This is a genomic window from Parabacteroides sp. APC149_11_2_Y6 (assembly GCF_054506995.1).
In genome coordinates this window covers 1,063,485-1,078,766 of the sequence record NZ_CP173709.1, presented here as the reverse complement: position 1 = coordinate 1,078,766, position 15,282 = coordinate 1,063,485, and the positions used below count along the sequence as shown (strand labels likewise).

General features: G+C 38.0%; 17 protein-coding genes. 2 read left to right on the top strand and 15 right to left on the bottom strand.

Features of this window, described 5'->3' with window-relative positions; translation table 11 throughout:
* Positions 1–66 precede the first annotated feature (66 nt).
* Entirely contained in the window at positions 67–777 is a 711-nt protein-coding gene (locus ACGE0T_RS04420) for a tRNA1(Val) (adenine(37)-N6)-methyltransferase (RefSeq protein WP_459189327.1), read from the top strand.
* Here ACGE0T_RS04420 and ACGE0T_RS04415 read toward each other — a convergent pair.
* Positions 762–1,733: a diacylglycerol/lipid kinase family protein gene (locus ACGE0T_RS04415; protein ID WP_459189326.1), complete on the bottom strand. Its 972-nt coding sequence runs from the start codon at positions 1,731–1,733 to the stop codon at positions 762–764. The genes ACGE0T_RS04420 and ACGE0T_RS04415 overlap by 16 nt on opposite strands.
* Before the next feature lie 194 nt (positions 1,734–1,927).
* Between ACGE0T_RS04415 and spt the strand changes: the two genes are divergently transcribed.
* A complete protein-coding gene (gene spt / locus ACGE0T_RS04410) occupies positions 1,928–3,115 on the top strand; it encodes a serine palmitoyltransferase (protein ID WP_459189325.1) in 1,188 nt (395 codons plus the stop codon).
* Between the two features lie 58 nt (positions 3,116–3,173).
* Here the strand turns inward: spt and ACGE0T_RS04405 are convergent, their stop codons facing one another.
* The 14 genes from ACGE0T_RS04405 to ACGE0T_RS04340 form a co-directional block, all read right to left on the bottom strand.
* A complete protein-coding gene (locus ACGE0T_RS04405; RefSeq protein WP_459186734.1) occupies positions 3,174–4,805 on the bottom strand; it encodes an IS1182 family transposase in 1,632 nt (543 codons plus the stop codon).
* Positions 4,806–4,922: 117 nt separating this feature from the next.
* Entirely contained in the window at positions 4,923–5,924 is a 1,002-nt protein-coding gene (locus tag ACGE0T_RS04400; RefSeq protein ID WP_459189324.1) for a GGGtGRT protein, read from the bottom strand.
* 7 nt (positions 5,925–5,931) lie between these two features.
* Positions 5,932–6,123, bottom strand: a complete 192-nt coding sequence (locus tag ACGE0T_RS04395) for a hypothetical protein (RefSeq protein ID WP_459189323.1) — start codon at positions 6,121–6,123, stop codon at positions 5,932–5,934.
* Positions 6,116–6,808, bottom strand: coding sequence for an iron-sulfur cluster assembly scaffold protein (locus ACGE0T_RS04390; protein ID WP_459189322.1), 693 nt, complete (start codon positions 6,806–6,808; stop codon positions 6,116–6,118). The genes ACGE0T_RS04395 and ACGE0T_RS04390 overlap by 8 nt, the downstream gene beginning before the upstream one ends.
* Positions 6,809–6,931: 123 nt before the next feature.
* A complete protein-coding gene (locus tag ACGE0T_RS04385; RefSeq protein ID WP_459189321.1) occupies positions 6,932–7,378 on the bottom strand; it encodes an OsmC family protein in 447 nt (148 codons plus the stop codon).
* Positions 7,379–7,695: 317 nt separating this feature from the next.
* Positions 7,696–7,872 carry a hypothetical protein gene (locus ACGE0T_RS04380; RefSeq protein WP_459189320.1) on the bottom strand — a complete coding sequence of 59 codons (177 nt, stop codon included), beginning with the start codon at positions 7,870–7,872 and terminating at the stop codon, positions 7,696–7,698.
* The gene (locus ACGE0T_RS04375) at positions 7,856–8,089 is read right to left on the bottom strand and encodes a hypothetical protein (protein ID WP_459189319.1); all 234 of its coding nucleotides are present in this window, start codon (positions 8,087–8,089) and stop codon (positions 7,856–7,858) included. Before ACGE0T_RS04375 ends, ACGE0T_RS04380 begins: the two co-directional genes overlap by 17 nt.
* Positions 8,090–8,124: 35 nt before the next feature.
* Entirely contained in the window at positions 8,125–8,568 is a 444-nt protein-coding gene (locus ACGE0T_RS04370) for an HU family DNA-binding protein (protein WP_459189318.1), read from the bottom strand.
* 148 nt (positions 8,569–8,716) lie between these two features.
* On the bottom strand, positions 8,717–9,181 hold the full coding sequence (locus tag ACGE0T_RS04365) for a hypothetical protein (protein ID WP_459189317.1): 465 nt from the start codon (positions 9,179–9,181) through the stop codon (positions 8,717–8,719).
* Between the two features lie 254 nt (positions 9,182–9,435).
* On the bottom strand, positions 9,436–10,533 hold the full coding sequence (locus ACGE0T_RS04360; RefSeq protein WP_459189316.1) for a GDP-L-fucose synthase family protein: 1,098 nt from the start codon (positions 10,531–10,533) through the stop codon (positions 9,436–9,438).
* Between the two features lie 7 nt (positions 10,534–10,540).
* Positions 10,541–11,632: a GDP-mannose 4,6-dehydratase gene (gene gmd / locus ACGE0T_RS04355; protein WP_459189315.1), complete on the bottom strand. Its 1,092-nt coding sequence runs from the start codon at positions 11,630–11,632 to the stop codon at positions 10,541–10,543.
* Between the two features lie 187 nt (positions 11,633–11,819).
* Positions 11,820–12,944: a glycosyltransferase family 4 protein gene (locus tag ACGE0T_RS04350; RefSeq protein ID WP_459189314.1), complete on the bottom strand. Its 1,125-nt coding sequence runs from the start codon at positions 12,942–12,944 to the stop codon at positions 11,820–11,822.
* 196 nt (positions 12,945–13,140) lie between these two features.
* Complete coding sequence (locus ACGE0T_RS04345) at positions 13,141–14,211, bottom strand: radical SAM protein (protein WP_459189313.1); 1,071 nt, start codon at positions 14,209–14,211, stop codon at positions 13,141–13,143.
* A gap of 10 nt (positions 14,212–14,221) precedes the next feature.
* On the bottom strand, positions 14,222–15,271 hold the full coding sequence (locus ACGE0T_RS04340; RefSeq protein WP_459189312.1) for an O-fucosyltransferase family protein: 1,050 nt from the start codon (positions 15,269–15,271) through the stop codon (positions 14,222–14,224).
* Between the last annotated feature and the right edge of the window lie 11 nt (positions 15,272–15,282).

Sequence of the window (15,282 nt, the reverse complement as noted above, 5' to 3'; positions counted from 1 at the left end):
ATCGTGCCAAAGTTAATGTTTTTAACTCATATCTGACTACATTTGCATCCGACATTATAAAAAAGCATGGCTAATTCATATTTTCAATTTAAACAATTTACCATCTACCACGATAAATGTGCGATGAAAGTAGGCACGGACGGTGTTCTATTGGGCGCTTGGGCAAATACGGAATCATGTAAAAACATATTGGACATAGGAACCGGGACAGGGCTTATAGCCTTAATGCTTGCACAAAGGAGCAATGCACTTATCGATGCGATAGATATAAATAAGGAAGCTTGCTTACAAGCGATGGATAATGTTGCGGCTTCCCCTTTTGCCGGACGTATTCGTACTATTCATACGGATTTCACAGACTATTCCGCTACATGTACAAGCAGATATGATCTAATTGTATCCAATCCTCCCTATTTTGTAAATTCCCTTAAATGTCCGAATATAAACAGGAATACAGCGCGGCATACGGATACACTCTCAATCCCGGACCTTGTCAAAAACTCCCGAATGTTACTGTCATCTTCCGGACGAATCGCGTTAATTTTACCTTTTGAACTATTGGATTATTTATCCACCATAGCAAAAGAGAACAACTTATATATAAACAAAAGAACAGATATCATACCTGTACCCGGGGCTTCTCCCAAACGTTTCCTGGTTGAACTTTCGGAATCGCCCAACTCTTTGATCACGGAAAAGTTAGTTATAGAAGAAGCCCGTCACCAATACACTAAAGACTATATATCTCTGACAAAAGATTTTTATCTGAAGATGTAAGGGAGGTTTTTATCAAAGAAACGGGATACTTCTCCAAACAGGTTATGAACTTCTTCAGTGAAGGATACGGTTTCCGGGGTAAATACATTCAATGATTTAGGAATGATAGAGATTTCAATCTTGCTATCGGCCATAATAGGCTCACCATCCAGATGCATTACACCCGGCTTTTGACGGATTATCGTAACGGATTGTCCCTTAAAAGTTTTTATTTTACTATTACGGTCTATTTGCTTAGTGAACAACTGAATCGCTAATGGAGCTATATCCAATGGAGTAAATGGAGACAATATAGTTATATCCATTTTACCATCCTGTATATTTGCATGAGGAGCAATAAATGCATTATTACCATATTGGGATGCATTTCCACAAGCCACCAAAAAAGCTTTTTCTTTGATTGTTTGGTTATCCACCAACAGTTCATAAGGTTCAGGTTTATAGCTCAGGTATTCTTCCACCGTATTTTTTATATAGGTAAGAGAGCCACGGCGTTTTTCTCCTGCGAACTTTTGGCTCACAGCCGCATCAAAACCGACACCGCATGTACAAAAGAATATACGCCCGTTTGCTTTACAACAATCGATAGTCGTTTTATGTCCCTTGACTATTAAATCCAATGCACGACGTGCATCTATCGGGATATGCAACTCCCGTGCGAGACCATTGCCGGAACCTTTCGGTATAATACCCAACACAGCATTCGAATGTATCATAGCACGAGCTATCTCATTCACAGTCCCATCCCCTCCTACCGCAATAATGCAATTTGCACCTTGATCGACAGCCAACTTGGTTAATTCGCTTGCATGACCGGGATATTCGGTAAAAGATATTTCCAGATTACAACCGCAATCACGAAAAGCATTCTCTATCATCTTAGGTATTTTCCTTTTTGAGCCAACACCAGAAATAGGGTTAATTATTGCACGTACATTGATTTTATGATTATCCATCCTTTTTTAGCTTACTTTGAAAAGACAAAAATAATGCTTTTGTAAAACTTTTAAAGCATTTAGGCTACTATAAGTTATTTTTTTACTACTTTTGCGGCTGGATTTGCCGAAACATAGATAATATGCAGGCCTAAAATCCTGAGTTCTTTTTAAGAATAACATGTAGCGAGAAAAATCATTCTCTTTATTATAATATGAAACTGTTACAAGAGAAATTATCAAAGTACGATGCACCTCAGCGCGCAATGGCTGCTGGAATTTATCCTTACTTCAGAATGATTGAAAGCGATCAGGACACAGAAGTAATGATTAGTGGTAAAAAAGTCCTGATGTTTGGTTCCAATGCCTATCTCGGATTGACAAACCACCCGAAAGTCAAAGAGGCAGCTATCGCAGCCATAAAAAAATATGGTACAGGTTGTGCCGGTTCGCGTTTTCTTAACGGAACTTTGGATTTGCACATTCAGTTGGAAAAACGATTGGCAGAATTCGTAGGAAAAGATGATGCTATTGTATATTCCACAGGTTTCCAGGTAAATTTAGGTGTTGTTTCCTGCTTGACCGGACGCGAAGATTATATCCTTTGGGACGAATTGGACCATGCATCCATCATTGAAGGTCACCGCTTATCCTTCTCTACCAAATTAAAGTACAAACACAACGATATGGATTCTCTGGAAAAACAACTCCAGAAATGTGAACCGGACAAGGTGAAACTAATCGTTATCGATGGTGTATTCAGTATGGAAGGTGATGTTGCCAAACTACCTGAAATTGTTGCTTTAGCAAAGAAATATAACGCAAGTGTTATGGTAGACGAGGCTCACGGCTTAGGAGTATTAGGAGACCACGGACGCGGTACTTGTAACCATTTTGGTGTTACAGATGATGTAGACCTGATTATGGGTACATTCAGTAAATCGCTTGCTTCAATAGGTGGATTTATCGCTTCGGATAAAGATACGATCAATTATCTTCGTCATAACTCACGTTCATATATCTTCAGTGCCAGCAACACTCCGTCGGCAACAGCTGCTGCCAGTGCAGCACTCGATATAATGTTGCAGGAACCTGAACGTATCGAGCATTTATGGGATCTGACACACTACGCTTTGGATGGTTTCCGTAATATGGGTTGTGAAATCGGTCACACATCGACTCCGATTATTCCGTTGTTTATCCGCGACAACGACTTAACATTCCTTATTGTTAAGGAATTGTTTGAAGCAGGTATCTTCGTCAATCCGGTTGTTTCGCCTGCTGTAGCACCGGAAGATACGTTAATCCGCTTCTCTTTAATGGCTACACATACCAAAGAACAGCTTGATTATGCATTGGAAGCTATTCATAGAGTATTCAAAAACCATAATTTGGTTAAATAAGAAGCACTTCTATATTTTTAGAAAAGAAGGTGTCTGAAAAGGATGCCTTCTTTTTTTGTTATGCTGCCCGTTTATTATCCATTTTTATTTTTAAAACATCTTTGGTCTTCTCAATTATCTCTCTTCGAGAAGTCATCCTACAGAAATAAGTAAACAATAAAAGAAAGCCGGCTTTTTTAGCCAGTTTCCTTAGATTATGTGCAATAGCAACCAGGGTAAACTCTGTTTTTACCTTCTCCAACCCTCTTAATCTAAACCGGTTCCACGCCGAGTTATGCTTTATCTGTGCAAAGACAGCTTCCGGTTCTGTACATCGTCTGCCCCGATGATAAATACCTTCCTCACTCATGAGCTTTTCCCGTGCTTTTTGTTTATACCTGTTAAGGTTATAGTTAACTTCTATGATCCGGTTGGCCTTTGATTTATGGCATTGAGATTTCAGCGGGCACCCCTCACAATTTTGTGCCTGATAACGCTTCAGTATGGATACATATCCCAAATCGGATTTACTTTTCCTTTGACCTTTATATTCCATATGTTGTCCCATCGGGCATACGTAATAATCCCTTTCCCGGTTGTAGTAAAGGTTCTGTATGGCAAAAGCATCCTTCTTCCAGGCACGCTTCTGCTCTTTGTGGAAATAATTGTACTTGACAAAAGCCTCTATACCCGCATTCTCCATAAACTCGTAGTTTTGTTCACTTCCATAACCGGCATCGGCCACTACTATAGAGGATTGCCTATGATAAGTCTCTCGAAAATCTTTCAAAAAAGAAATTAAAGTTCCCGTATCTCCGGCTCGCCTGTAAATTCCCAGATTGGTAATAAATTGATTCTCTGTAGCAATCTGTATGTTATAGGCAGGTTTCAATTGCCCGTTTTTCATATGATCCTCTTTCATGCGCATGAAGGTCGCATCCTCATCTGTCTTACTGAAAGAATTACGATCCCCTAATTTCTCTAATTGCGATTCGTATTTGGCAAGGCGGGGCAGATATTCTTCCTGTAACTTTTTGATTTGTTTCTGCTCAGCTTTGTTCATCCCGGAGAGCCGTTTGTTTAAAGCGCCCACTTTTTCCCGCAAACCACAGGAATCCATATCCGGTAAGGTATCCGGTGTCCTTTCCTGTTTATCCTGCTCGATATGTTTGTCAACCTCACTAAGGATTGACTGTATTTTCGACTCCAGTTTTACCTTGTTCTTTTCCACGCTACCACGCCAGACAAAAGTGTAGCGGTTGGATGCTGATTCCACTTTGGTACCATCGATATACTGTACATCCAAACTGACATAGCCGGATTCCTGTAACAGCAGAACAATGGCTGAAAACAACGATTTTATGTGTTCTTTTAAACGTTTGCCGCGGAAATCATTGATCGTGCGGAAATCGGGAGTACTATTACCAGACAACCACATGAAGTGAATATTCTCCTGCAAGGCCTTTTCTATTTTGCGACAAGAATAGATATTGTTCAGATATGCATAAAACAGAACTTTGAGCATCATACGGGGATGGTAGCTGCTGCTACCTCCTCCTTTATATGCCCAGAGCAGACAACTAATATCCAAGGCGTCTACAACACTGTTTACAACACGAACGGGATGATTGGGAGCTATCTTTTCCGATAAGCTGGCCGGAAAAAGTACATTTTGGTTGGATGTTAACTCTTTAAATACTATCTTAGCCATTGCTATAATGTTTGTTTTTTTGCAACGGTAAGATAATACTTTTTACCGAAATAAACAATAGCAAAAGGGGCTATCCGACTTTTTGGACAGCCCCTTTTAATTATATAAAGTAACTAATTACTTCTTCATAGCTTCTTCAATAGCAACCGCTACAGCAACAGTAGCACCTACCATCGGGTTGTTACCCATACCCAGGAAGCCCATCATTTCTACGTGAGCAGGAACTGATGAAGAACCGGCAAACTGAGCGTCACCATGCATACGGCCCATAGTATCGGTCATACCATAAGAAGCAGGACCTGCAGCCATGTTATCCGGGTGCAAAGTACGGCCTGTACCACCACCTGATGCTACAGAGAAGTACGGATGACCATTTTCCATACATTCTTTCTTATAAGTACCTGCAACAGGGTGCTGGAAGCGAGTCGGGTTAGTTGAGTTACCTGTGATAGATACATCAACACCTTCTTTACGCATGATAGCAACACCTTCACGAACATCGTCAGCACCATAGCACTTAACTTTAGCACGCAAACCTGTAGAGTATGCTTTTTCTTCGATTACATTAACATCGCCAGTCATATAATCGAACTGAGTCTGAACGTAAGTAAAGCCATTGATACGTGAAATGATTTTAGCAGCATCTTTACCCAGACCGTTCAGGATAACACGCAACGGTTCTTTACGAACTTTGTTTGCCATTTCAGCAATCTTGATAGCACCTTCAGCAGCTGCGAAAGATTCGTGACCAGCCAAGAAAGCGAAACATTTTGTTTCTTCACGCAACAGACGGGCAGCCAGGTTACCATGGCCAATACCAACCTTACGGTCTTCAGCTACAGAACCTGCAATACAGAATGCCTGCAAACCGATACCGATAGCTTCAGCAGCGTCGGCAGCATTTACACAACCTTTCTTGATAGCGATAGCAGCACCTACTACATAAGCCCAACAAGCATTTTCAAAACAGATAGGCTGTGTTTCCTTACACATTGTATAAGGATCGATACCTTTTGCATCACAAATTGCTTTTGCATCTTCGATACCGTTGATGCCATATTCTTTTAAAACCGCGTTGATATGATCGATACGACGGTCATAACTTTCAAATAAAGCCATATTATTTTTACTTTTTTAAATTCTTATTTACCAGGAATAAAGATATCAGAAAATTGAAAACAAGCACACCTCCGCAACAGGCTACATAGAAAGCCATCCAGGGACGATCCGGTTTCATCACAAAATAAGTAATAACCGTTGCTATCACAGTGATAACAATCAGTCCCCACAGGACGCGTGTTAATGTTTTCTTATTCATTACGAGGATCGATATATTTTACAGCTTCTTTGAAACGACCGTAAGAACCTTTGGCTTTTTCCAGTGCTTCGTTAGCATCCATACCCTTCTTTACCATATCCATGAATTTGCCCAGGTGGATAAATTCATAACCGATTACTTCATCGTCAGCATCCAAAGCCATACGAGTACAGTATCCTTCAGCCATTTCCAGGTAACGAACACCTTTTGCCAAAGTACCGAACATAGTACCTACCTGGCTACGCAGACCTTTACCCAAATCTTCCAGACCTGCACCGATAGGCAGACCGCCTTCAGAGAAAGCAGACTGTGTACGACCATAAACGATCTGCAGGAACAATTCACGCATTGCAGTGTTGATAGCGTCACAAACAAGGTCAGTGTTCAAAGCTTCCAACAGCGTTTTACCCGGAAGAATTTCTGAAGCCATAGCTGCAGAGTGAGTCATACCGGAACAACCGATTGTTTCAACAAGAGCTTCCTGGATAATTCCTTCCTTAACGTTCAGAGTCAGTTTACATCCACCCTGTTTCGGTGCACACCAACCGATACCGTGAGTCAAACCAGAAATGTCTGTGATCTGAGTTGCTCTAACCCACTTTCCTTCTTCAGGAATCGGAGCACTCTGGTGGTTAGCTCCCTTTTTTACAACACACATGTGTTGAACTTCATGTGAATAAATCATAATCGCTAATTTATTATATTAAAGTGATAATAAAACTTTATGCTATTTTTATCGTAAAATCGCTATCATTAAGACCGCACAAAGATAAAATTTTAAATTTAGCCGTGCAATAAGCGTTGTTCGTTATTTGTCGGTAAAATCCACATCAAGTAGAGTACCATTCAGGATTACGGACCAGGTTACCGGGGCTATTTTCTTCATCATAACCGTTACCCCACAATATTTTTCCTGGGACAGGCGGATAGCTTTCTGTATTTTTGCACTGTCTGCCGGGTTTCCGACCACATGGTAAGTTACATGAAAATCTGTATAAACCATGGGGATGCCATCCGAGGTTCCGGCTGTAACATCTATAGACAAGCTTTCAAAACGTATTCGCATTTTTCGGAAAAGAGGGGCAACATCCATTCCCGTACATCCTGCCAAAGCTACAAGCATAAGAGCTTTTGGACGTGGTCCTTCGTCGTTACCTCCATTCTCTACTGCGGTGTCGATAATGAGAGGATGACCATTCAACTCCGTTTCAAAAGTCGAATCTTTTTTCCATTTTAAAGTGATTTGAGCAGACATAGGCGTTAAGATTATTATGATGTGTCCAAATTTACGGTAAATAAGAAAGATAAACAACACATTACAGGAATTATTCTATGCATCTTAATCAGAGATTCTGCCATTACTCTATTCCCCTGCTTCTTTCCAATAATTCCACAAAATCAAAAGAATCCATTCGGGAATACCGGATTTTGTCTGATAAATATTTAATCGACAGATTTATATTGAAAGCCAGTAACAAAGAAAAAGAGATTTCCGTGTAGGAAGGGCTAATGCTTTGGTGAGGTTGCATCCATAAATTAAGCACCTTCAATAATAGATTTAACTCATCCGGTTCATACAATAAGAGGCTTATTTGTATAACCTCGCAAAGGTTCCAGTAACCGGTTCACCAAGTTGCGGATTGCTATCTGCGCTTCAATCGGCGGAGTATTGTCAAGAGCTTGTTCGATTGCCGTTGCACTGTAAATAAATTCATCCATATTAAAATGTTCACTAATTATTTCTTTCATCTTTTTTTGCTTTTAATCTTCCATTATCAATTTTCAGTTTGTATGAGTAATCCACGCCGAATAATGCTCCGGCAAACGTGCTGACCTCTCCGAAAGCCACTAACACACTATTATGAATTTCTCCTGCCGGTGCTATCCAGAAACCGGAGAAAATCAGGACAATCCCGCTCAATACGAGCAGGATTGCCATTGTCAATTGAATCGTCACTTTTTTCATATAGGAGCGATATTCAATCATCCATTATCAGACAATTAAAGTTCAGACGGTTTATCTCCGTCACTCTCTCCATCATTGGATTTCTCACCAGTCTCTCCGACATGTGAAAATTTCAGTAACCGCTTAGTCCCTTTTAAATCAGCCCCGGGAGTAAAAACCAAGCGGGATGGCCAAACCATGCTTGCATTAAATTTTGTTTTATCTTTAACCCCTTCACTTCCTACAGTAATACGGAAACTACCTAATTCACCCCATCGTATGATTTTCCCTTCCTGCAATTCCAAATCCGTGAAAAAATTCAAGTTATCTAATACCGATTTCACGTCAGCGGAAGAGACTGCACTTCGTGCGGCAATCAGTTTTCCTAAATAATTCAGGTCTACTTCTCCAGTACTTTTTGATACTGCATAATACTTCTTTTCTGAATCTTTGTTACTTGGGTCCGACGGACGGAGCACCAATACATACCCTTGTGCCATAATTAAAATTGTTTTTTAAGTTATATCCCCGTTATCGGGAACAGCACAAATGTGTGATAGCGAAAAACCGTTAAAAAAGCAGTGGCAAGGAATCTCTTTTGACAAAAATCTGTTGGTATGATAGGATAAGGCTGAAATCATCGTGCAATTATTCTATCCCATTGCTTTTTTCCAAAAACTCGGCAAAATCAAACGAATCCATTTGTGAATACCTGATTTTATCTGCTAAATATTTGAGAGACAAGTCTGTTTTGAAGGCGAGTGACAAAGAAAAAGAAATTTTCGTATAAGAAGGTTTACTGTTTTTATACGGTTGCATCCATAAATTAAGCACTTTCAGTAACAGATTCAAATCATCCGCTTCATACAAAAACTTACCGAGTACCGTCTCTTGCCGAATATAATCAACAAATTGTTGCCGTTCTTTTTTTATCAGGCAGATAAAAAACTGTTGGTATGCCGGTCCCAGTTCGTTCCATTCAGCCAGGGCGATACCATACGTTTGTTTACAAAAAATGCCTCTTTGTTCGAGAGGCATGCATTCTAAATACTCATAATACTTTCGGACGGAAGGTCTATGTCCGTCAAACAGAGCAATCAATTGTTCTTTCATGAAAATTCCGGGAGGGGGAAAATTTATCCCTCACGCCCGGAATGCCACTGTAAAGACAGTGAAATAGTAGAAAAGGTCAGACCCATTCTTTTAAGATCTTCGGCAGTGGCTGAAAGAAGGGTTGGATGGAGATATTGTTAATGTTGCTGATTCATGTCTAGTATTCTAACAGAGAAGGTTTTACTGATTTGTCCGTAAATTCGGACAGCTCTATAGATATTCTATATATGTGGATTTATGAAATCAATCCCATATTATTTATAATTAATATAAATGCTATTCAGATACCACTCATAAATTTTGTGAATACCCTCATCAATATCTACCTTATGACGCCATCCAAGATTATGTAGTTTAGTAACATCTGTCAGTTTGCGTATCGTACCATCTGGTTTCGAAACATCCCAACACAGTTTACCCTTAAATCCAATTTCCGCTATAACCATCTCAGCAACAGATTTTATGGAAAGTTCTTTACCTGTACCTACATTGATATGGCAATTGCGAATATCGATACGTCCAGGTTCATAAGTATCATGGAAATCAACATTTAGTAATACATATACAGAAGCATCTGCCATATCTTCGCTCCAAAGGAATTCGCGTAGAGGAGTGCCTGTACCCCAAAGTGTGACAACTTTTGAAGTAATTCCGAACTTTGCTAATTTTGCGAGGATTTTTTCCTGAGAGTCTGAACCGTTCATACCTTCAACTGGTCGCAAATAAAGATCCTTTCTTATTGCATCCCAGTCACCCTCATTCAAGCATTTTGCCAGATAAATCTTACGAATTATCGCTGGTAGCACATGACTATTTTCTAAATGAAAATTATCATTGGGACCATACAGATTTGTAGGCATTATAGCAATATAGTTTGTGTGATACTGTAAGTTGAAACTTTCGCACATCTTTAACCCTGCAATCTTAGCGATTGCATATGGCTCATTAGTATATTCTAAAGGTGAAGTAAGCAAATATTCTTCCTTTATTGGTTGTGAAGCCTCACGAGGATAGATACAAGTACTTCCCAAGAAAAGAAGTTTCCTTACCTCATGGCGGAAGCTCTCACCTATCACGTTCTGCTGTATCTGTAAGTTCTGATAGATGAAGTCCGCACGATAATTTAGGTTTGCCATGATGCCACCCACATAAGCTGCAGCTAGCACTACTGCATCAGGTTTTTCCTCTTCGAAAAAAGTCTTCACCGCTACACCATCTAGTAAGTCTAATTCTTTATGGCTACGACCAACAAGATTCTTATAACCTTTCTGTTTTAAGTTCTTCCAAATAGCAGAACCAACTAGTCCGTGATGACCCGCCACATAAATTTTTGAATCTTTGTTTAATGACATAATTGAATTATTTTACGATACCTTTTTCCAAATACTCTACAAGATTTGTCTTCACTTTCTCCCCAGCATGTTCCATAGCAACCTTCATCATATCATTTTCTATCATAATCTTAACTAACTCCTCAAAATTGGTCTTAGCAGGATTCCATCCCAATTCTGTCCTCGCTTTAGTAGGATCACCCCAGAGATTCACAACATCTGTAGGACGATAAAATTCCTTTGACACTTCTATAAGAACTCTTCCTGTAGCTTTATCTATCCCCTTCTCGTTTTCTCCAATTCCCATAAATTCTAATTCGATGCCAACATGTTTAAAAGCCAAATAACAAAATTCTCTTACCGAGTGTTGTTCTCCTGTAGCAATGACAAAATCCTCAGGTGTTTTATGTTGTAAAATCAACCACATGCATTCTACATAATCCTTCGCATAGCCCCAGTCACGGAGTGATGATAAATTGCCGAGATAAAGTTTGTCTTGCTTCCCCTGCGCAATGCGAGCTGCAGCTAATGTTATTTTACGAGTTACAAAAGTCTCGCCACGACGTTCACTCTCATGGTTAAAAAGAATACCTGAGCAGCAATACATATTATATGCCTCTCGATACTCTTTTACAATCCAATAACCATATAGTTTGGCTACTGCATATGGACTATAAGGATGGAATGGTGTATTCTCATTTTGAGGAACTTCTTCCACCTTACCATAAAGTTCGGAAGTGGAAGCCTGATAGATACGGCAAGATTTTGTCATTTCACACTGGCGCACAGCCTCCAATATACGGAGTACTCCTGTTGCATCTACATCCGCTGTGAATTCTGGCGAATCAAACGAGACTTGCACATGACTTTGTGCCGCAAGATTATATATCTCTGTTGGACGAACTTTATTTACCACCTGTAGTATACTCATCGAGTCACTCAAATCTGCGTAGTGAAGATGGAAGTTCAACTGTCCTTCCAAATGAGCAATGCGCTCACGAAAATCCACCGACGAGCGACGGATTGTACCATGCACATCATATCCTTTCTCCAATAAAAATTCGGCTAAAAATGAACCGTCTTGGCCAGTAATACCTGTGATTAATGCTACTTTTCTCATAAATTTATATATATAAATTACAAATATAAAATCAAGTTCCAACAACAGACATAAAGTACACCGGAGTAATAATCATATATAAATGTTTACTCATTTTCTCTATGTGTCGTTTATAATATGGTCTAATCACCTCCTATCAAAATAAATCTTCTGTACGTAAGCATTATGATACTTGCTTATCTTACGGCTATTTATTGGTGGCATCAAAGTCACAAGGCATAAGCTTATCATACACATTTTTCACTTGTAAAGCGATATAATCCCAGTCATATTTTCTTATATCATATGTAACCCTTTGTAATGGCTGTGAAGCAATTACACCTAGCTTCTTTATAAGCTGCTCAATATCACCACAAGGGAAATAACTATTCTCATTCAATCCTATTTCCATATTAGCTGGAATATTACTTACCACAACTGGTAACCTATAACTCATAGCTTCCAATAATGCGATAGGTAATCCTTCGTGGCTAGAGGGTAGGCAATAACAACATGCATTAGTTAGCAAAGAATGCAATTTATCACCTTTTATAAAGCCAGTCAAAACTATTCCATTTTTACGCGCCATCTCTTTTAATCTCAAGGAATAATTATCCTCAAAATCAGTATCACCAGCCAATACTAATTTCATATTACTACTTATCGTTTTACTTTCACGCAAAGAGACATAAGCCTCAATCAAATGATGTAAGTTCTTTTCGGGGACAAAACGGCACGTGCATAGAATATATTCTTTTTTTTTAACGCCCAGTTCTTCAAAATAGTCCAGACATTCACATATTTCAGGTTGTGGTACACCATTATATATAAGATGACAATCCTTCCTACCGTATTTCCTCACCAGAAGATCATAGATAACTTTCGATATAACGATAACTTCGTTTGCAAATAAAGTTCCCATACATTCACCCAATTTCAACATGATTTTGGCTATTCTTCCCCATTTATCTCGGTCATAATCCATCCCGTGGTGAGTAAATACAACTTTCATACCAAGCAATCTGGCTATAGGAACTAACAATGCAGGACCTATGGCATGGATATGTACAATGTCAGCTTTTATTGCTTTTGCTTTCAGAATAGCTTTAAATGTATGTATTATGGCTTCAAAAGATTTCTTTTTTGGTGTTTTTATATCAATTAATTTTACTCCATTCCATTTTGTTAAATTATCATGTACATAATTTTTTCGGCGAAAGACTGTCACATTTATACCTTTCTCCACAATCCGAGGAAACAATTCCTCGCAATGTGTTTCTACACCGCCCATGATATAAGGAATACCACGAGTGCCAATAACTACCAAATTCATTATTATTTTATGACTTTTATCAAACTCTAATATCTATTTACGATAGAGATAAGTATACCACCCGATAGAAATAATAATGCACAAAATTTATATTGTTGTGGTCAAGTATCCATTCTGGTTTTCCTGTTGTTGTAAAATATAGAACCTCTACCAATATTCGTCTCAATACACATCAAATGAAATAAGAAAATATCACTCAAAATTCATCTCTTAAATCTCCCTGGCAGAGGTTCTGTCCTACATTACACCATTTTTTATCTAAACATATTGATTTGTCCTGCATGCTGCGAATTTTATTTTTCAAAGCCCAAAGCAAGGGGTATTTAATATATTTATGCATTACAGGGCTAGCAGTGCCTACCATCCAACAATTTTTCGGGCATTTACGTACCATAGAACGCACTTCTTGTGCCTGTTTGCTCTCCCAAATATCCATAAAGTTGTGAGTCACGTGAATGTTACCCATTGACTTTTTCCAATATTTTTCTTCCAATCCATTACAAGGGTATACATCACCAAATGGATCGATAAAGAAATTTGCAGAACCTGCTTCACAAGGTAACATACGTCTACCTCCTTCTATATAGTTAATCAAACCCATATTAAACCATGCACGAAACCAACTCTTCGGGTGATTTTCTTTAAGTTGCCATTCAATCAGTTGCTTAAAGTTTCTACAGACTTCATCTTTATTCGTGATGATATTATCTCCTTTATGGAAATAATATGAGTTATGGAAAGCAGCTGTTGCAAACTCCATCCCGAGAGACTTACTTAACAGGTAGAGAGAAAGCATGTCACTCGAATTATTATTTGATACTGTACATCCAAAACCAATATCCTTTAATCCCATATCTTTTAAAATTAATAACGTGCGAAGCCCTTTATCAAAACTTCCTATGCGCCCACGTAATTCATCATTCTTTTGACTTAACCCCTCCATACTAATACGAATGCCTATATTGGGGAATTTCTTTGCCAGTAGTATAATCTTATCCTCAAACCATCCTGATGTGGAGATAACAATACGATCAGTATGCCTGTAGCATTCCTCCACAATATCCACTAGGTCCTCACGAATAAACGGTTCACCACCTGTCAAATTAATGAATTTTAACCGGGGTAGCGACTTTAAGTCCTTAGCCTCAATTTCTTCACTCTTGTTTGTTTGATTTTTCCAAATGTTACACATTACGCATTTCATAGGACATCTGTAAGTCAAAATGATACTTGCGTCCGTAGGATATGGAATATTATTATTTGCCATTTCTATATATTTATCTTAACCACCCTAACCAATTTACAGTTGTAGATTTTTCATCTTTCAATAATTTTGAAATATAACTAAAAGAAGAATTTCCCTGCCAAAAAAGATATTTACACATAGATAATAAATACATATCTGCCAAAGACTCTTCAAACATTATTTTCTTTTGATTTTGAGATACATTTATCTCTGCCCATTTATGTAACCCTATAATAGAATTTTCCGGCAAATATTTAGGATAGATAATAACTCTATCGTTATATTTTGTCTTAAACATATTTTGAATATCCAGATTATCTGTTGATAAGAATAATTTCATATTTTCATCATTCAACATTATTCTTTCTATAATATTAATCAAACAAACTAATTTACGTTTAGGTTTTTTATCAGTATATCTAACATGAATACCTATAGCATTATTTAATCCATTCTCTTTTGCAAACTTTTCAAAACGTTTTCTGTACGTATCTCTTAATCTAATTGTAGTATTAAATTCAGACATATTACATAGCGGTCTAAAATCAGCAAATAAAACAATATCTTCTTTCATGTTTCTTTTTAGACTACCACCAAGACAAAAGCAATCATCACCATTTATATTTAAAAGCATTTTTTTATAACCAACCCCTGTTTTTGGTTTCCTTATCCAGCATTGTAAACCAAACAACATACCAAGCTTATATTTAAACAAAAAAGAAATAATAACTCTATACAATGGAACCTTTTTAGAAATCAATGTATCATTACAATAAAAACAATCATAAAGAGATTCATTAATATCTTTTTCATTTAAAGAATAAGGGTATGATGAAGCTCCTTTTTTCAATATATATAATAATATATTTTTGCTTTTATCATTCGTATTTAATAATTTAATTTCTTTATCTACTATTTGGAAATATTCATCAAATATATTTATTCCTTTCGGTCCTAATAAACCGTCAGACCAGTCTATAAAAAGACATCTATCAGTTATTTTTGCATACTGTATTGCTTTCATAGCTGTTATTAGTCTATTACCTAAACCGGCACAACCTTTTAAAACCACATATTTCATATTAAAATGGT